Origin of the sequence: Actibacterium sp. EMB200-NS6 (assembly GCF_001305615.1) — a bacterium.
Taxonomy (GTDB): domain Bacteria; phylum Pseudomonadota; class Alphaproteobacteria; order Rhodobacterales; family Rhodobacteraceae; genus Actibacterium_A; species Actibacterium_A naphthalenivorans.
The window spans coordinates 1,468,603-1,484,644 of sequence record NZ_CP010869.1; the positions used below are offsets into that span (position 1 = coordinate 1,468,603).

A 16,042-nucleotide genomic window follows, 5' to 3' on the forward strand; every position below is an offset into this window, starting at 1 on the left:
CGGCTGCCTGTAAGAGCATGAAGCTATGACAGATCATAGCTTCATATCCCAAGTAGAGGTTCTTTCGGTCTCGGATACAGGTCGGCGGCGGCGGTGGACCGACGCCGAGAAGGTGCGGATCGTGGAGGAGAGCTACGCGGCGCCGCGGATGGCCGCGGCAACGGCACGACACTACGAGATCTCTCGTTCGCTTCTCACACGGTGGCGTCGCCTGGCCCGTGAGGGCCTTCTGATCGGCAATGGGGACCGGACGCATTTCGCAGCGGTTGCCGTGACGCCGGAAGTCGCCACCGATGCGCAGTGTCGGGCGGATGAGATGAGCCATGATCGGGTGGAGATCATCCTGCCAAACGGACGTCGCCTCGTGACCGCCGCATCGACCGAGACGTCGACCCTTGCGCGGCTCATCCAGGTGGTGGAACGGGCATGATCGCATTTCCGGCAGGCGCAAAGGTGTGGATCGCGGGCGGCGTGACGGACATGCGGAAGGGCATGAACACGCTGGCCTTGCAGGTGCAGCAAGGCCTCGGGCGTGATCCCTATGCCGGGGAGATATTCTGCTTCCGAGGACGCCGTGGCGATCTCGTGAAGCTGCTTTGGCATGATGGGGTCGGCGTGTCGCTCTATATGAAGCGCCTGGAGGCGGGCAAGTTCATCTGGCCGGTCAGCGGCTCGGGCGAGACGGTCCAGATTTCTGCGGCCCAGATCGGCTATCTTCTGGAAGGGATCGACTGGCGTAATCCGCGTTGGACGCAGCGCCCTGCAAAGGTAGGGTAAATATCCTTCAGAGCCCTATTTTATATAGCTTTATTGAGCCGGCATGGTAAATCTTGACCATGTCAGATGCCGCCTCCGAACTCGAGATACTGCGCGCCGAGCTGGCGGCCACAAAGGCCGAACTGGCCCGCTCTAATGCCGTGGTGTCGGCATCAGAAGCGATGATCGCGGGCCTGAAGCTCGAGATCGCGATGCTCAAGCGCGAGAAGTATGGCCGCAGCGCCGAGCGCACTGCTCGGCTCCTCGATCAGCTCGAGTTGCAGCTCGAGGAGTTGGAAACGGCCGCGGCCGAGGATGCCATTCGCGCCGAGCAGGCGGCAGAAAAGGCGACGAAGGTCCGTGCTTTCGATCGGCGCAAGCCCGTCCGCAAGGCGTTCCCCGAGCATCTGCCGCGCGAACGGGTGGTGATCAAGGCGCCGACGGCCTGCGCCTGCTGCGGGTCGGACCGGATCAAGAAGATGGGCGAGGATATCACCGAGACGCTGGAGGTGGTGCCGCGGCAGTGGAAGGTGATCCAGACCGTCCGCGAGAAGTTCACCTGTCGGGATTGCGAGAAGATCTCGCAGCCGCCCGCCCCATTCCACCCCGTTGCGCGGGGATGGGCGGGGCCAAGCCTCCTCGCGATGATCGTGTTCGAGAAGTTCGGGCAGCACCAACCGCTGAACCGCCAGGCCGAACGCTATGCCCGCGAGGGCGTGGAACTCAGCCTCTCCACGCTCGCCGACCAGGTCGGCGCGGTGACCGAGTTGCTGGAGCCGCTGCATACACTGATCGAAGCCCATGTCATGGCCGCAGAGCGGTTACATGGCGATGATACGACGGTCCCGCTGCTGGCCCGGGGCGGCACGAAGACGGCCCGGCTCTGGACCTATGTCCGTGATGATCGGCCCTTTGGCGGCACCGCCCCGCCGGCGGTGGCTTTCCGCTTCTCCCGCGACCGCAGCGGCGAACATCCGACTGGGCATCTCGCGGGCTGGCAGGGCATCCTGCAAGCTGACGCCTATGCCGGATACAACCAGCTCTACGACCCGAAGCGATTACCGGGGACTGTTGTGTCGGCCCTGTGTTGGTCACACGCCCGCCGCAAGTTCTTTGAGCTGGCTGACGTGGAAGGGAATATCCGCAAGGGCAAGGACGCCAAGGAGATCTCCCCGATCGCATTCGAGGCCGTTCGGCGCATCGACGCGCTCTTCGATATCGAGCGCGAGATCAACGGGTTCAATCCGGCGGATCGACTGGAGGCCCGGCAGCGCCTGTCGGCCCCGTTGGTCGAGGATCTGGAGCGTTGGCTGCGCGGCGAACGCGTACTCCTGTCCAAGCACGCCAAGGTAGCCAAGGCGATCGACTATCTGCTGGCGCCGAACCATTGGCCGGGCTTCACCCGGTTCCTCGACGACGGCCGCGTCTGCCTGACCAACAACGCGGCAGAAAGATCGCTACGCGGCGTGGCTCTCGGCAGGAAGTCGTGGCTCTTCGCGGGGTCCGAGCGCGGCGGGCATCGCGCCGCCTTCATGTATTCCCTGATCGGCACCGCGAAGCTGAACGACATTGACCCGCAAGCCTGGCTCGCCGACGTCATCGCCCGCATCTCCGACATGCCGGTCTCGCGCCTGCATGAGTTGCTGCCGTGGGAATGGTCCCAACCTGTCGGGCCGTCGAGGGAAGCCGCATGATGGCACGGGTCACGCAGGTCTACAGCATCGACGAGGTTGCGAGGCGGATCGGGGAAAGCCTGGACCTGATCGAAATCGTCAGTTGGAACGACGACAACATCGACTACGGCGAGATGATCCGCGTCTACAACGGCACCGACGAAAGCCTCGTCACCTTCACCGAGCGCGGCATCGAGTCCCTTCAGGAGCTTCTGGCGGATTTGCGCACGTGGGAGGGCGGCATCCATCAGTTCCTCATCGGCGAACAGTGTGACCCAGACGTCATCGAAACGATCATGGAACACGAGAAAAACACCTGATCCAAGACGGCCTTCGGCGCATGCTTACCCCGCATGTCCAGGAAAGCGTAAAGTTGATCCGCGGCTTTATCGTTGTGCAGACACACCGGCCGACCAGGCCGGAGGTGACGCGCGAACTGGTCGAGGCATGGTATCGAGACCGGGCCCACATCAAGTTTCCGGAGCGGATCGAGCTCTGTCTTGGCCACTTCCCGGACCCCGAGGCATTCCGGCCAAAGGGTCTTATCGTGCGTCAGACTCGGCAGAGGTGGGGATCCATGTCTCCGGCAGGACGCCTGCTGCTGAACCGTCGCCTCGTACAGGCGCCGGTCGACGCAATCGATTACGTGATCACTCACGAGCTTTGCCACGTAGCCGAGCCACATCATGGCGCAAAGTTCTTCGAACTGCTCGACAAGGTGATGCCAGATTGGGAACGCCGGAAGCAGAGGCTCGAACGGGCGATGGCCTAGCGGGATTAACGGCTATAAATTCGAAAACGTCCTGTTGATCTTTCTCTGTTCAAGAAACGAAGCCAAGAATCTCCATACGGCCTCTCCCCTTTGGCCTTACAGCGTCACAAGACGCGCAATACCTCCCCGTTATCCAGCCGCTTCACATAGTCGACTGCCGTGCCGTTCCAGTGATACGCAAAATGCGCCCCGTGGGTCGGGATCGGGATCACATCGGGCCAGAAGACGGCGATGCATTGCCCCTCGGGAAAGCGCACGCTGGGCCAGGTGATGCCGTTCGACCCGGCCGCACGGCGCTCGGCACCGAAGACCTGGGACGCGTGGTAGTCGTCCGGATCCAGCAGATCGGCGCGGCCCGTGGCGTCATCGAGATCGGTGTCGACCGAGCCGATCAGCTCACGGAATTGCGAGGTCCAGCCGGGCGCTTCGTCCGTGGCGCGCATGAAGCGGGCGTGGTGGTGGATGGTCTCGGCGATCGCCACCTCGGTGCGGTCGCCCGCGTAGTAGAGGCCGAAACTGCCATCCGAGAACCGTCCGGGCCGGAGCGGCGAGCAATGCACGAAAGGCGCCATGACCCAGCTGGCGCCGGGGCCGGTCACGCGCCGGGCCAACGGGACCTTGGACAGATCGCCGATGCTCTCGCGGATGCGCGGGTTGAACTTGGCCTCGGCCGAAGCCAGCGCCTCCCAGTCAGCGGGATCGGCGATATCCTCGAAGAGGTCGATGGGCGGGTGGATCGAGCGGATGATGCGAACCGTGCGCGACCAGCTCACGCGCCGGACAGGCACATTCACCAGGCACCCCGTTCGGCGTCGAGATAGGCGCGCAGGTCGATCAGGTCGGTGATCTCGCCGCGGAGCATGACGTCCAGCGCGCTTCGGCCCGCGAAGGCGGCGTTCGGCTTGCGGATCCAGGCATAGCCCCGGGCAGGGTCGGCGAAGAGATAGCGGAGCGCCTTGTGGATGCCCATCAGGATTGCCATCCGCGCGCGGAGGTCGCGGTCGATCCGGCCGATATCGCCGGTCTTCCACCGCGCCCAGGTCCGCTGCGCCATGTCGCCGAGCAATGTGCGGGCTTCCGCATCCGTCAGCTCCCAGCCGCGGAACAGGTTGACGGTGGTGCGCGCCAGCGCCGCGGCCTCCTCGTCGGTGATGACGGGAAGGTCGGAGCGCGCGAGGACGGGCTGGACCGTGGCGAACTGCATGGTATTCTCCTTTGGCATCAGTATAGATATTATGTGCCAAAAGGCAAGATGGGCCGCGCGGTGGAGGTTCGATCGCCTCCAGCCCTTTTCCCTGTCTTTGCGCGCCAGAGCCCTACGCCCCTTGAAGAGCTGTTGAGCCAAGCGGGTTTCCGGTTTTCTTGATGGACCCGATCCAGGTCCGCCCGTCGGCGGCCATTCACGGAACGGGGACAGCATGGCAGAGGCAGCTCGGAAACCGGATGCGATGGCGCGCGGCGCGCGGATGCTGCGCACGGCGCTTGGGCCCGCCATCGCCGGGTTTCTGGAAGACCCGACGATTGTCGAGGTCCTGCTCAATCCCGACGGGCGGCTCTGGGTCGACCGGCTCTCCGAGGGGCTCTCCGATACCGGGGCCACGCTATCCCCCGCCGATGGCGAACGGATCGTGCGCCTCGTCGCCCATCATGTCGGGGCCGAGGTGCATGCCGCGCGCCCGCGCGTCTCGGCCGAACTGCCCGAAACCGGCGAGCGCTTCGAAGGGCTCCTGCCGCCCGTGGTCACCGCACCCTGTTTCGCGATCCGCAAGCCTGCCGTCGCGGTTTTCACGCTCGCCGATTACGTCGCGTCCGGCATCATGACCGAGTCTCAGGCGGCGCTGTTGCGCGAAGGTGTCGCTGCGCGGGCCAATATCCTCGTGGCGGGTGGCACCTCCACCGGCAAGACGACGCTGACCAATGCGCTCCTGGCGGAAGTGGCCGGATCGTCGGACCGCGTCGTGATCATAGAGGATACGCGCGAGCTGCAATGCACAGCACCCAACCTCGTCGCCCTGCGCACCAAGGACGGCGTCGCCTCGCTTTCCGATCTCGTCCGTTCCTCGCTCCGCCTGCGCCCCGACCGGATTCCGATCGGCGAGGTGCGCGGGGCCGAGGCGCTGGACCTCTTGAAGGCCTGGGGCACGGGCCATCCGGGCGGGATCGGCACCATCCATGCGGGCTCCGCCTTGGGGGCCCTGCGCCGGATGGAGCAGCTCATCCAGGAGGCGGTGGTGACCGTGCCGCGCGCCCTGATCGCCGAAACCATCGATCTCATCGCCGTCCTCTCCGGGCGCGGGGCCAGCCGACACCTCGCCGAACTCGCCCGCGTCGACGGGCTGGGATCGGACGGTGACTACCGCATCACCCCGGCGGCGCTGCCGACCGGGACGGACACCGACACAGGAGAATCTTCATGACCCGAAACCTTGACCGGCTGCGCGCGCAGGCCGCCCATGCCGTCACCTACGCAACTGTCACCCTGATGCTGGCCGGAACCGCCCGGGCGGCCGGGTCCTCCATGCCCTGGGAAGCACCGCTGCAATCGATCCTCGAGTCGATCGAGGGTCCGGTCGCCAAGATCATCGCGGTGATCATCATCATCGTCACCGGCCTGACGCTGGCCTTCGGCGACACCTCCGGGGGGTTCCGCCGCCTGATCCAGATCGTCTTCGGCATCTCCATCGCCTTCGCGGCGAGTTCCTTCTTCCTGAGCTTCTTCAGCTTCGGCGGCGGGGCATTGATCTGATGGTGACGACCGATTCACCGCAGGAGAACGCGGCTTTCCAGTGGACAGCCGCGAGGGAGGAACGCCATGAGCGGTAGCGAATGGCCAACCTTCGAGCAGTTGGCGGACGTGCCGGGCTTCACTGTCCCGGTCCACCGGGCGCTGACCGAGCCGATCCTGCTGGCGGGCGCGCCGCGGGCCTTCGCGATCCTGAACGGCACGCTGGCCGGGGCTATCGGGCTCGGGCTGCAGCTCTGGGTCGCCGGGATCGTCATCGGGCTCCTGGGTCATGCGGTGGCGGTCTGGGCCGCGCGGCGCGATCCACTCTTTGTCGAGGTCGGCCGTCGGCATCTGCGCCTTCCCGGTCATCTGGAGGTCTGAGGCAGCACCATGATGAACCTCGCGGAGTATCGCCGGAAAGGGACGCGGCTGGCGGATTACCTGCCCTGGGCGGCGCTGGTCGCGCCCGGCGTGGTGCTGAACAAGGATGGCAGCCTGCAGCGCTCGGCCCGGTTCCGCGGCCCCGATCTCGACAGCGCGGTCGCGGCGGAACTCGTGGCGGTGGCGGGGCGCATCAACAACGCCGTTCGCCGTCTTGGCTCGGGCTGGGCGATCTTCGTCGAGGCGCAGCGGGTGGCGGCGGCCGAGTATCCCGACAGCGGCTTTCCCGACCCGGCCTCGGCGCTCCTCGATGCCGAACGCCGCGCGGGGTTTGCCGAGCAGGGGGCGCATTTCCAGTCGAAGTATCTCCTGACCTTCCTCTACCTGCCACCCGCCGAAGAGGCCGCGCGGGCCGAGACCTGGCTCTACGAAGGGCGCGAGACGGCGGGGATCGATGCGGGCGAGGTGCTGCGCGGCTTCATCGACCGCACCGACCGTGTGCTGGCGCTCTTCGACGGCATCATGCCCGAATGCCGCTGGCTCGGTGACAGCGAGACGCTGACCTATCTGCATTCCACCATCTCGACGCGGGCCCACCGCGTCCGCGTGCCGGAAACCCCGGCCTATCTCGACGCGCTCCTGGCCGACCAGCCGCTGACCGGCGGGCTCGAGCCCCGGCTCGGGAGCGCCCATCTGCGCGTTCTCACCCTCTCGGGCTTTCCGACCGCCACCACGCCCGGGGTCCTCGATGATCTCAACCGGCTGGCCTTTCCCTATCGCTGGGCGACCCGCGCGATCCTGATGGACAAGATGGAGGCCGCGCGGATGGTCGCGCGCATCCGCCGCCAATGGTTCGCCAAGCGCAAATCCATCGCCGCGATCCTGAAGGAGGTGATGACCAACGAGCAATCGGCGCTGGTCGACACCGATGCCGCCAACAAGGCCGCCGATGCCGATATGGCGCTGCAGGAACTCGGCGCCGATGTCGCGGGCGAGGCCTATGTCACGGCGACGCTCATCGTCTGGGACGAAGACCCGCGCCGCGCCGACGAGAAACTGCGCCTGGTCGAGAAGGTCCTGCAGGGCAGGGACTTCACCGCCATGGTCGAGACGGTCAATGCCGTCGATGCCTGGCTCGGCTCGCTGCCGGGGCAGGCTTACGCCAATGTGCGCCAGCCGCCGATCTCCACCCTGAACCTGGCCCATATGATCCCGCTCTCCGCCGTCTGGGCGGGGGAGGAGCGGGACACGCATTTCGACGGCCCGCCGCTGCTCTACGGCAAGACCGAGGGCGCGACACCGTTTCGTCTCTCGCTCCACGTGGGCGATGTGGGCCATACGCTGGTCGTCGGTCCCACCGGGGCGGGCAAATCCGTGCTGCTCGCCCTCATGGCGCTGCAGTTCCGCCGCTATCGGCGGAGCCAAGTCTTCGCCTTCGATTTCGGGGGCTCGATCCGTGTGGCCACGCTGGCCATGGGCGGCGATTGGCATGATCTCGGCGGCGAGCTGACCGAGGGTGCGGAAGCCCCGGTCTCCCTGCAGCCACTCGCCCGGATCGACGATCCCGCCGAGCGGAGCTGGGCCGCAGGCTGGATCGGCGGGATCCTCGCCCGCGAAGGCATCGCCATCACACCCGAGGTGAAGGAGCATCTCTGGTCCGCGCTGACCTCGCTGGCCTCGGCCCCGGTCGGCGAACGCACGATCACCGGTCTCGCCGTCCTGCTGCAATCCACCGACCTGAAACAGGCGCTGCGGCCCTATTGCCTCGGCGGCGCCCATGGGCGACTCTTGGACGCCGAGATCGAAGAGCTTGGCGCGGCCTCGGTCCAGGCCTTCGAGATCGAAGGGCTCGTCGGCACCGCCGCGGCCCCCGCGGTCCTCTCCTATCTCTTCCACCGCATCGGCGACCGGCTCGACGGCCGGCCGACGCTCCTGATCATCGACGAGGGCTGGCTTGCGCTCGATGACGAGGGCTTCGCGGGCCAGCTCCGCGAATGGCTGAAGACCCTGCGCAAGAAGAACGCCTCGGTGATCTTCGCGACCCAGTCGCTCTCGGACATCGACGCCTCCGCCATCGCGCCCGCAATCATCGAAAGCTGCCCGACACGGCTGCTTCTCCCCAACGAACGGGCCATCGAGCCGCAGATCACCGCGATCTACCGCCGTTTTGGCCTCAATGACCGCCAGATCGAAATCCTCGCCCGGGCCACGCCCAAGCGCGACTACTATTGCCAGTCGCGGCGCGGCAACCGGCTTTTCGAGCTGGGCCTCTCGGAAGTCGGACTTGCGCTCTGTGCAGCTTCGTCCAAATCCGACCAGGCGCTGATCTCGGAAATCCTCGCAGAGCATGGGCGCGACGCATTTCTTGCCGCCTGGCTCGAGGCCCGTGGGGTCGGCTGGGCCGCCGAGCTGATTCCCGACCTCACCAATCTCGCACCGGAACCAGAGGTGCCGGACGCCCCGATCCCCCAAGCCCCCGAACCAGCAGAGGAGACCATCCCATGACCCATACCGCTCATCGGTTGACCAAGCTCGCCAGCGCCTCCGCGCTCGCCCTGACGCTCGCAGCCCCCATCGGGCTTTCGCCGATCTTCGCGACGCCGGCCCATGCCTTCTTCTTCGGTGGCGGCGGGCGCATCGTCTACGACCCGCGCAATCACGCCGAGAACATCCTCTCCGCCGCCCGGGCGCTCGAGCAGATCAACAACCAGATCACCCAGCTGCAGAACGAGGCGCAGATGCTGATGAACCAGGCCCGCAATCTTGCGAGCCTGCCGTACTCCTCGCTGCAGGCGCTTCAGCAGAATGTCGACCGGACCCGGCAGCTCCTGTTTCAGGCGCAGAACATCGCCTTCGATGTCTCGCAGATCGACCAGGTCTTCCAACAGGACTACGCGAACATCCCCATGGCCGCGCCCGAGGCGCAGCTTCTGGCCGATGCCCGCTCCCGCTGGAAAAACACCGTCGGCGGGCTGCAGGACGCCCTGCGCGTGCAGGCGGGCGTCGTCGGCAATCTCGACGGCCAGCGCGCCGAACTCTCCGCCCTTGTCGGCGAAAGCCAATCCGCCGTCGGTGCCCTGCAGGCGACCCAGGCGGGCAACCAGCTCCTGGCGCTGCAATCCCAGCAGATCGCCGACCTGATCGCGGTTGTGGCCGCCAATGGCCGCGCCACCGCGCTCGTCGAGGCCGAGCGGTCTGCCGCCGCCGAACAGGGCCGTGTCCAGCGCGAGCGCTTCCTCACCCCGGGCGCGGGTTACCAGCCCGGCAATGCCCGGATGTTCAACAACTGAAGGGGGCGGAACCATGGAGGGATCGGTTCTAGCCCGCATCGCGGCCATCGTCTTTGTCGCTATCGCGATCACCGCGGCACTGGTGGAGATGGGTCGGGATAAGGCGGGGCAGGCAGTGCGCCCGACAGTGCTGGTCGCGCCTGAGCCTGATCCCTTGCGGGCTGAACAACGGCGCTGCCAGGAACTGGGCGAGGCCGCGGCTTCCGATCCGGACTGCCTCGCCGTCTGGGCCGAAACCCGCGACCGCTTCCTCGGGCGTGACCGGACCGGGGCAGAGTGAGCCATGGGCGGCACCGGCGTCATCGATACCTTCCTCGGGGTCTTCACCTCCTATATCGACAGCGGTTTCGGGCTTCTGGGCGGCGAGGTCGCCTTCATCGCCAGCACGTTGATCGTGATCGACGTGACGCTGGCGGCCCTCTTCTGGGCCTGGGGCGCAGAGGATGACATCATCGCCCGCCTTGTGAAAAAGACCCTCTTCGTTGGGGTCTTCGCCTGGCTCATCTCCAACTGGAACAGCCTCGCCGCCATCGTCTTCGACAGCTTCGCGGGATTGGGGCTGCTCGCCTCCGGCACCGGGTTTTCGCCCGCCGATCTCCTGCGTCCCGGCCGGGTAGCGCAGACCGGGCTCGATGCCGGGCGGCCGCTTCTGGAATCCACCGCCGATCTCATGGGCTTCGTCGCCTTCTTCGAGAACTTCATCCAGATCGCCTGCCTGCTCTTCGCCTGGGCGCTGGTGCTGCTCGCCTTCTTTCTGCTCGCGGTGCAGCTTTTCGTCACGCTGATCGAGTTCAAGCTGACGACGCTTGCGGGCTTCGTGCTGATCCCCTTCGGCCTCTTCGGCAAGACCGCTTTCATGGCCGAGCGGGTGCTGGGCAATGTCGTCTCCTCCGGCATCAAGGTGCTGGTGCTGGCGGTGATCATTGGCATCGGCTCGACGCTTTTCGGCCAGTTCACCGCCGGGTTCGGGGGCGTGACGCCCACGATCGATGAGGCCATGGCGATCGTTCTGGCGGCGCTTTCGCTCCTCGGTCTCGGCATCTTTGGCCCCGGCATCGCCACCGGCCTCGTCTCGGGCGGGCCGCAACTGGGCGCGGGGGCCGCCGTCGGCACCGGGCTCGCCGTGGGCGGCGCCGCCGTCGCGGCGGGTGGCGGGGCCCTGCTCGGCGCCCGCGGGGCCGGGGCGCTGGCCTCGGGCGGGGCCGCCGCCACGCGCGGGGCCGCTGCAGCCACTGGCGCGGCCTCCACCGCCTACAGTCTCGGAGCGATGGGCCAGACTGGGGCCGCAAGCGTTGCTTCCGGTCTCGGCGGTGTGGCCCGAGCCGCTGGGTCTGCCGCCGCATCGCCCCTGCGCCGCGCCGCCGCCTCGGCCTCCGATGCGGTCAAGGCGAGCCACGCCGACGGTTCCCGCGCGGGCTTCGCCGCCACCGGCGGCACCTCCTCGCTCGGCAGCGGGACAGGCGCGTCGACCGCCATGTCCGCCCCCGCGGATAATCCACCGTCCTGGGCGCGCTCCATGCGCCGCAGCCAGGCAATGAGCCATGGCGTTTCCGCCGCCACCCATGCGCTGCGCGCCGGGGACAGTCCCGGCTCCGGTGCCTCCGTTTCCCTTTCCGAAAGTGACCGCCCATGAGCCTCTTCAAACGCGCCGCCGCGCATTACGGCAAGACTCCGGACCCCGAGACCCCCTACCAGAAGGCGGCCCAGGTCTGGGACGAGCGCATCGGCTCCGCCCGGGTGCAGGCGAAGAACTGGCGCCTCATGGCCTTCGGCTGCCTGATCCTCGCCGGCGGTTTCGCGACCGCGCTGGTCTGGCAATCGGCGCGCGGGACCGTTGTGCCTTACGTTGTCGAGATCGACCGGCACGGCGAGGCGCGCGCCGTTGAGGCGGCAAGCGCCGGCTATCGCCCGAGTGATCCGCAGATCGCCTGGCATCTTGCCCGGTTCATCGAGGAGGTCCGGGGCCTGCCGGCCGATCCCATTGTCGTCCGGCAGAACTGGCTCCGCGCCTATGAGTTCACCACCGACCGCGGCGCGCTGGCGCTGAACGATCATGCCCGCGCCAACGATCCCTTCACGCGGGTCGGCGAGGACCAGGTCTCGGTTGAGGTCTCGAGTGTCATCCGCGCTTCGCCCGACAGTTTCCGGGTGGCCTGGTCCGAGCGGCACTACGAGAACGGCCAGCTTGCCCGCACTGAGCGCTGGACCGCGATCCTGACCCTCGTGATCGACCCGCCGCGCACCGCGGACCGCCTCCGCGCCAACCCCCTCGGAATCTACGTGAACGCGATCAACTGGTCGCGGGAGATGAGCCAATGACCCGATCAATCCTGCCCACTGTTCTTTTGACCTCCACGCTTCTGGCAGGCTGCGCCAGCGACCGCCCGCCTGACTTTGCCTATGACGACGCGGTCCCGCCCTTGCCATCGCCGCCCGTGACGGCACCCGATGACCGACCCCGGCCGCTCCATGTCCCGCCCGCCTGGACCCCCAGCCGGGGCGGCGAGGCCGCCGCCACACCGGTCGCCCAGGTCGGCAATGCCAATGCCGCCGCCCGCGTCGAACCGCGGCAGGCGGGGTATTTCAACGCGATCCAGATCTACCCCTGGTCCGAGGGCGCACTCTATCAGGTCTACGCCGCTCCGGGTCAGATCACGACCATCGCGCTCGAACCCGGCGAACGCCTCGCCGGCACCGGCCCCATCGCCGCGGGCGACACCGCGCGCTGGATCATCGGCGACACCGAAAGCGGCGCGGGCCGCGACACCCGTGTCCTCGTTCTCGTGAAACCCACGCGGCCCGATATCAGCACGAACCTCGTGATCTCCACCGACCGGCGGACCTATCTGATCGAACTCAATGCCAGCGAAGAGACCTGGATGCCCGCCATCTCCTGGGCTTATCCGCGTGCGCCCGAGACGCCGCGCTTTGCCGCCACCACGCCCCGCATTCCGCCAGCCCATGCGCGCAACCATCGCTACGGACTGCAGGGCGACAGCCCGCCCTGGCGACCGGTCTCGGTCTTCGACGACGGCCGACGGGTCTATGTCGTCTTCCCGCGCGGCATCGCCCAGGGCGAGATGCCACCGCTCTTCGTGCTGGGCTCCGATGGCGAGTTGGAGATCGTCAACTCGCGGATCCACGGCAATGTGCTCATCGTCGACCGGCTCTTCGGTGCGGCCGAGCTGCGCCTCGGGCGCGGTCCCCGGCAGGAGGTGGTCCGCATCCTGCGAATCGAACCCCAGACCGAGGCGACGGAGGTGCGGCACGATGCGGAGCAAGGGACATGAGCGAGACGTCGACCGAAACCGCTGCCGCCATGCGCCTGCGTGCCGATCCACCGCGCGTCACGCGGATTTCGCGCAAGGTGATCATCGGGCTCGGCGTCGTCGCGGGCCTCGGCATCGGTGCGGCGCTGATCTACGGCCTGCAACGTCCGGACCGGACTGCGACCCCGGTAGAACTGATCACCACGGACCGCCGCCAGCCCGCCGATGGCCTCCGCGATCTGCCTGGCAGTTACGACGCCATTCCCCGGCTCGGACCACCCCTGCCGGGCGACCTTGGCGGCGGCATCCTCGACGCGCAGCGACGCGGCCAGCCTGTCGCAGCGCCGAACCTCGCGCCCCCCACCATGGATCCGGCGGAACAGCAGCGTCTTGCGGATTTGGAGGCCGCCCGGGTCAGTGATCTCTTCTTCCAGACGCGGCCCGGAGCGCCAGCATCCACGGGGTTCCAGATGCCGCCTGCGGCACCGGGGCGCGGGTTGGCCGCGACGCCGGAAACCGATCCACGTCAGGCCTTCCTGACCGCGCCGACCGACCGCCGAATGGTCGCACCTGACCGCGTGCAGCGCCCTGCCTCGCCCTGGCTGCTGCAGGCCGGCTCCGTCATCCCGGCCGCCCTGATCACCGGCATCCGCTCCGACCTGCCCGGCCAGATCACCGCGCAGGTCACACAGAACGTCTATGACAGCCCAACCGGCAGCCTGCTCCTCATACCGCAGGGCACGCGCCTGATCGGCGCCTACGACGACAGCGTGACCGTCGGCCAGCGTCGCGTACTCCTCGTCTGGAATCGGCTGATCTTCCCCGATGGGCGATCTCTCGTCCTGGAACGCCAACCCGGTGCCGATGCCGCGGGTTTTGCCGGTCTCGAGGACCGCGTCGACAATCACTGGGGCAGCATCTTGCGCGCGGCGGGGCTTTCGACCCTGCTCGCAGTCGGCGCGGAACTCTCCCTCGATGAGGAAGACCGCCTCGCCCGCGCGCTCCGCGACGGAGCCCTCGACACGATTAACGAGGCTGGCCAGCGCATCGTCCAGCGCCAGCTGGAGGTCCCGCCGACCCTCACCATCCGCCCGGGCTTCCCCGTCCGCGTGATCGTCACGCGCGATCTCGTCTTCGCGCCATCCGGAGGTTGACATGACCAAGCTGAAACTCGGTCCGATCCCGGACGACAAGCCTGTGAAGCTGACCGTGGAATTGCCCGCAGAACTCCATCGGGACCTGATCGCCTATGGGGAAATCCTCGGCCAAGAGGCGGGGCAGGGGCCGATCGAACCGAAGAAGCTGGTGGTCCCCATGCTCGAGCGCTTCATCGCAACGGATCGCGGATTTGCGAAGGCGCGGCGCGCATCGCGCGGGACGACCAAGGCGCCATTGGGCCGTGGGGAGGCCTGACTGGCATCATCTTTCTTATCGAATACGGTAATAAGCCGTCTGTTTTGGCAAGACTGACGCCATTTTACTGATAAAGATAAGATGGCTTGAAATCCCGGACATCCACCGGTATATTTATCGAAAAGGGTAAACCATATCGCGATGACCATGGAGATCGAACCGAACCTGCTCGCCGATGTCGGGCGACGCCTCCGGGCGCTGCGTGCGGATCAGGACCTTACGCTCGAGCAGCTTGCCCGCCTCACCGGGATCAGCGCGCCCGCGTTGTCGCTGATCGAGACGGGCAAGCGCGATGCCCGGCTGACGACGCTGGCGAAGATCGCGGCGGCGCTTCGGGTGCCGATCAGGACCTTGCTGGAGGATCCCGCAGATGCCGCCAGCACCGGTGGCGACGTCCCCGCGGAAGGCTACGATCTCAGGGACTACCTGTGACGCGATCCGTTCCGGTCTGGTTTGATGCGCTGCACGTGGCCGATGTCGAGGTGGCCTCAGATGGCGCGCTCTTGCTGCGCTACGCGGACCGCTGGCGGCAGACGACGGGCGCTTTTCCCCTGTCGGTCACGATGCCTCTGCGCGCGGCCCCGTACACTTCCGAAATCATCTCGCCCTGGCTCGCGAACCTCTTGCCGGAAGAGGAACAACTCCGCAGCCTCACCCGCTCCCTTGGCCTCGATCAGGCGGATGCGCTGGCCATGCTCGAACGGATCGGCGGCGATACGGCCGGCGCGCTGTCCTTCGGGCTGGCCTCCGACCGCAGCCGTTGGGCCTATCGCCCGCTCACCGATCTCTATGGCATCGACACCCCCCCCGCGGCGCTCGATCGCCATTTCGAGGATCTCGGCAGCCGACCGTTCCTCGTCGGGGAGGAGGGCGTGCGGCAATCGCTGGCCGGCGGCCAGAAGAAATCCGCGCTGGCGGTGCTCGATTCCGATGGCAGGCCGGTGCTGCGCCTGCCCGAACCGGGCGATGTCATGGCCGTCCCCCTGCACGGCGCGCCCTCTACCCTGATCTTGAAGCCGGACAACCCCAACCTGCCCGGTATCACCGAGAATGAGGTCTGGTGCCTTCGGATGGCTGCGGCCCTGGGGCTGGAGGCGGCGCAGGCGACCATCCTGCAAGCCGAGGGTCGCAGCGCGATCGCTGTCCTGCGCTATGACCGAAGGCTCGGTCGCCAGGGCCAGCTGGTGCGCCTCCACCAGGAGGATTTCGCGCAGGCCAACGGCCTGCCCCCGGGCCGGAAATACGAGCGCGGCACGCTGCCCGGGCTTGATCTGAGAACCCTTCTTGAGACCGGGCGGCATGTCCGCGCGCGCGATGCGCTGGCCTTGCTCGATCAGGTCATCTTCAACATTCTCGTCGCGAACACCGACGCGCATGCGAAGAACTATTCGCTGATCCTGCCGCTTGCCGAGCCGCCCCGTCTCGCGCCCCTCTACGATGTTTCCTCGGTGCTGGCCTGGCCCCATGTGGTCCAGGCCTTCGCCCAGAACATCGCCGGCAAGAAGCGTACGGCCGATAGCATCGCAGGCCGGCATTGGGAGACGATCGCCAGCGAGATCGGCTATCGTCCGACCGATGTCCGGAACCGTGTGCAGGAGCTCGTCGATCGTCTGGTGGCCAACCGCGTCCAGGTCACCGAAGAGGTCGCAGCCTTGCCGGGTGCAACAGCAGGATATGTCGCGCAGACTGCGGAGCTCGTCGAGGTCAATGCGCTCCGGATCGCCGGGCGCCTCTAGCGTGCGGGCTCACGATTGACGATGAGG

Annotated in this window: 20 protein-coding genes; 18 read left to right on the plus strand and 2 right to left on the minus strand. The window is 67.1% G+C overall.

The window, feature by feature from the left end; translation table 11 throughout:
- Positions 1-25: 25 nt before the first annotated feature.
- From TQ29_RS07195 to TQ29_RS07215, 5 genes are read left to right on the plus strand one after another with little or no spacing between them, the layout of a single operon-like run.
- The gene (locus TQ29_RS07195; protein WP_054538607.1) at positions 26-430 is read left to right on the plus strand and encodes a transposase; all 405 of its coding nucleotides are present in this window, start codon (positions 26-28) and stop codon (positions 428-430) included.
- Entirely contained in the window at positions 427-777 is a 351-nt protein-coding gene (gene tnpB, locus TQ29_RS07200; RefSeq protein ID WP_054538608.1) for an IS66 family insertion sequence element accessory protein TnpB, read from the plus strand. The genes TQ29_RS07195 and tnpB overlap by 4 nt, the downstream gene beginning before the upstream one ends.
- Before the next feature lie 59 nt (positions 778-836).
- Positions 837-2,450 (plus strand): IS66 family transposase, encoded by a 1,614-nt coding sequence (locus tag TQ29_RS07205; protein ID WP_054538609.1) that lies wholly within the window; start codon positions 837-839, stop codon positions 2,448-2,450.
- Positions 2,450-2,749 carry a hypothetical protein gene (locus TQ29_RS07210; RefSeq protein ID WP_054540360.1) on the plus strand — a complete coding sequence of 100 codons (300 nt, stop codon included), beginning with the start codon at positions 2,450-2,452 and terminating at the stop codon, positions 2,747-2,749. Before TQ29_RS07205 ends, TQ29_RS07210 begins: the two co-directional genes overlap by 1 nt.
- A gap of 20 nt (positions 2,750-2,769) precedes the next feature.
- Positions 2,770-3,201: a M48 family metallopeptidase gene (locus TQ29_RS07215; protein WP_255353408.1), complete on the plus strand. Its 432-nt coding sequence runs from the start codon at positions 2,770-2,772 to the stop codon at positions 3,199-3,201.
- 104 nt (positions 3,202-3,305) lie between these two features.
- Here TQ29_RS07215 and TQ29_RS07220 read toward each other — a convergent pair whose 3' ends face one another.
- Complete coding sequence (locus tag TQ29_RS07220) at positions 3,306-3,995, minus strand: RES family NAD+ phosphorylase (RefSeq protein WP_369817378.1); 690 nt, start codon at positions 3,993-3,995, stop codon at positions 3,306-3,308.
- Positions 3,992-4,405: an MbcA/ParS/Xre antitoxin family protein gene (locus tag TQ29_RS07225; RefSeq protein WP_054540362.1), complete on the minus strand. Its 414-nt coding sequence runs from the start codon at positions 4,403-4,405 to the stop codon at positions 3,992-3,994. Before TQ29_RS07225 ends, TQ29_RS07220 begins: the two co-directional genes overlap by 4 nt.
- A gap of 214 nt (positions 4,406-4,619) precedes the next feature.
- On the opposite strand from TQ29_RS07225, the gene trbB reads away from it, so the two are divergent.
- From trbB to TQ29_RS07290, 13 genes are all read left to right on the plus strand, one after another.
- Complete coding sequence (gene trbB / locus TQ29_RS07230; RefSeq protein ID WP_054538610.1) at positions 4,620-5,618, plus strand: P-type conjugative transfer ATPase TrbB; 999 nt, start codon at positions 4,620-4,622, stop codon at positions 5,616-5,618.
- The gene (locus tag TQ29_RS07235; RefSeq protein ID WP_054538611.1) at positions 5,615-5,947 is read left to right on the plus strand and encodes a TrbC/VirB2 family protein; all 333 of its coding nucleotides are present in this window, start codon (positions 5,615-5,617) and stop codon (positions 5,945-5,947) included. Before trbB ends, TQ29_RS07235 begins: the two co-directional genes overlap by 4 nt.
- A gap of 66 nt (positions 5,948-6,013) precedes the next feature.
- Positions 6,014-6,307 (plus strand): VirB3 family type IV secretion system protein, encoded by a 294-nt coding sequence (locus TQ29_RS07240; RefSeq protein ID WP_054538612.1) that lies wholly within the window; start codon positions 6,014-6,016, stop codon positions 6,305-6,307.
- A gap of 9 nt (positions 6,308-6,316) precedes the next feature.
- Positions 6,317-8,812, plus strand: a complete 2,496-nt coding sequence (gene trbE / locus TQ29_RS07245; RefSeq protein ID WP_054538613.1) for a conjugal transfer protein TrbE — start codon at positions 6,317-6,319, stop codon at positions 8,810-8,812.
- A complete protein-coding gene (gene trbJ / locus TQ29_RS07250) occupies positions 8,809-9,597 on the plus strand; it encodes a P-type conjugative transfer protein TrbJ (RefSeq protein WP_054538614.1) in 789 nt (262 codons plus the stop codon). The genes trbE and trbJ overlap by 4 nt, the downstream gene beginning before the upstream one ends.
- A 13-nt stretch (positions 9,598-9,610) precedes the next feature.
- Positions 9,611-9,877: a putative entry exclusion protein TrbK-alt gene (gene trbK-alt, locus TQ29_RS07255; protein WP_054538615.1), complete on the plus strand. Its 267-nt coding sequence runs from the start codon at positions 9,611-9,613 to the stop codon at positions 9,875-9,877.
- Between the two features lie 3 nt (positions 9,878-9,880).
- Positions 9,881-11,230, plus strand: a complete 1,350-nt coding sequence (gene trbL / locus TQ29_RS07260; protein WP_054538616.1) for a P-type conjugative transfer protein TrbL — start codon at positions 9,881-9,883, stop codon at positions 11,228-11,230.
- A complete protein-coding gene (gene trbF, locus TQ29_RS07265) occupies positions 11,227-11,916 on the plus strand; it encodes a conjugal transfer protein TrbF (protein WP_054538617.1) in 690 nt (229 codons plus the stop codon). Before trbL ends, trbF begins: the two co-directional genes overlap by 4 nt.
- Complete coding sequence (trbG, locus tag TQ29_RS07270) at positions 11,913-12,887, plus strand: P-type conjugative transfer protein TrbG (RefSeq protein WP_054538618.1); 975 nt, start codon at positions 11,913-11,915, stop codon at positions 12,885-12,887. The genes trbF and trbG overlap by 4 nt, the downstream gene beginning before the upstream one ends.
- Positions 12,884-14,020 carry a TrbI/VirB10 family protein gene (locus TQ29_RS07275; protein WP_054538619.1) on the plus strand — a complete coding sequence of 379 codons (1,137 nt, stop codon included), beginning with the start codon at positions 12,884-12,886 and terminating at the stop codon, positions 14,018-14,020. The genes trbG and TQ29_RS07275 overlap by 4 nt, the downstream gene beginning before the upstream one ends.
- Position 14,021: 1 nt before the next feature.
- Positions 14,022-14,279, plus strand: coding sequence for a DUF2274 domain-containing protein (locus tag TQ29_RS07280; protein WP_054538620.1), 258 nt, complete (start codon positions 14,022-14,024; stop codon positions 14,277-14,279).
- A 141-nt stretch (positions 14,280-14,420) separates the two neighbouring features.
- Complete coding sequence (locus TQ29_RS07285) at positions 14,421-14,711, plus strand: helix-turn-helix domain-containing protein (RefSeq protein WP_054538621.1); 291 nt, start codon at positions 14,421-14,423, stop codon at positions 14,709-14,711.
- Positions 14,708-16,015, plus strand: a complete 1,308-nt coding sequence (locus TQ29_RS07290; RefSeq protein ID WP_054538622.1) for a type II toxin-antitoxin system HipA family toxin — start codon at positions 14,708-14,710, stop codon at positions 16,013-16,015. The genes TQ29_RS07285 and TQ29_RS07290 overlap by 4 nt, the downstream gene beginning before the upstream one ends.
- The last annotated feature ends 27 nt before the right edge of the window (positions 16,016-16,042 follow it).

Excerpts from the sequence above, each read along its gene's own strand:
- TQ29_RS07195 (WP_054538607.1), top strand. The coding sequence starts at position 26 with ATGACAGATCATAGCTTCATATCCCAAGTAGAGGTTCTTTCGGTCTCG.
- tnpB (WP_054538608.1), top strand. The coding sequence starts at position 427 with ATGATCGCATTTCCGGCAGGCGCAAAGGTGTGGATCGCGGGCGGCGTG.
- TQ29_RS07205 (WP_054538609.1), top strand. The coding sequence starts at position 837 with ATGTCAGATGCCGCCTCCGAACTCGAGATACTGCGCGCCGAGCTGGCG.
- TQ29_RS07210 (WP_054540360.1), top strand. The coding sequence starts at position 2,450 with ATGGCACGGGTCACGCAGGTCTACAGCATCGACGAGGTTGCGAGGCGG.
- TQ29_RS07215 (WP_255353408.1), top strand. The coding sequence starts at position 2,770 with ATGCTTACCCCGCATGTCCAGGAAAGCGTAAAGTTGATCCGCGGCTTT.
- TQ29_RS07225 (WP_054540362.1), bottom strand. The coding sequence starts at position 4,405 with ATGCAGTTCGCCACGGTCCAGCCCGTCCTCGCGCGCTCCGACCTTCCC.
- trbB (WP_054538610.1), top strand. The coding sequence starts at position 4,620 with ATGGCAGAGGCAGCTCGGAAACCGGATGCGATGGCGCGCGGCGCGCGG.
- TQ29_RS07235 (WP_054538611.1), top strand. The coding sequence starts at position 5,615 with ATGACCCGAAACCTTGACCGGCTGCGCGCGCAGGCCGCCCATGCCGTC.
- TQ29_RS07240 (WP_054538612.1), top strand. The coding sequence starts at position 6,014 with ATGAGCGGTAGCGAATGGCCAACCTTCGAGCAGTTGGCGGACGTGCCG.
- trbE (WP_054538613.1), top strand. The coding sequence starts at position 6,317 with ATGATGAACCTCGCGGAGTATCGCCGGAAAGGGACGCGGCTGGCGGAT.
- trbJ (WP_054538614.1), top strand. The coding sequence starts at position 8,809 with ATGACCCATACCGCTCATCGGTTGACCAAGCTCGCCAGCGCCTCCGCG.
- trbK-alt (WP_054538615.1), top strand. The coding sequence starts at position 9,611 with ATGGAGGGATCGGTTCTAGCCCGCATCGCGGCCATCGTCTTTGTCGCT.
- trbL (WP_054538616.1), top strand. The coding sequence starts at position 9,881 with ATGGGCGGCACCGGCGTCATCGATACCTTCCTCGGGGTCTTCACCTCC.
- trbF (WP_054538617.1), top strand. The coding sequence starts at position 11,227 with ATGAGCCTCTTCAAACGCGCCGCCGCGCATTACGGCAAGACTCCGGAC.
- trbG (WP_054538618.1), top strand. The coding sequence starts at position 11,913 with ATGACCCGATCAATCCTGCCCACTGTTCTTTTGACCTCCACGCTTCTG.
- TQ29_RS07275 (WP_054538619.1), top strand. The coding sequence starts at position 12,884 with ATGAGCGAGACGTCGACCGAAACCGCTGCCGCCATGCGCCTGCGTGCC.
- TQ29_RS07280 (WP_054538620.1), top strand. The coding sequence starts at position 14,022 with ATGACCAAGCTGAAACTCGGTCCGATCCCGGACGACAAGCCTGTGAAG.
- TQ29_RS07285 (WP_054538621.1), top strand. The coding sequence starts at position 14,421 with ATGACCATGGAGATCGAACCGAACCTGCTCGCCGATGTCGGGCGACGC.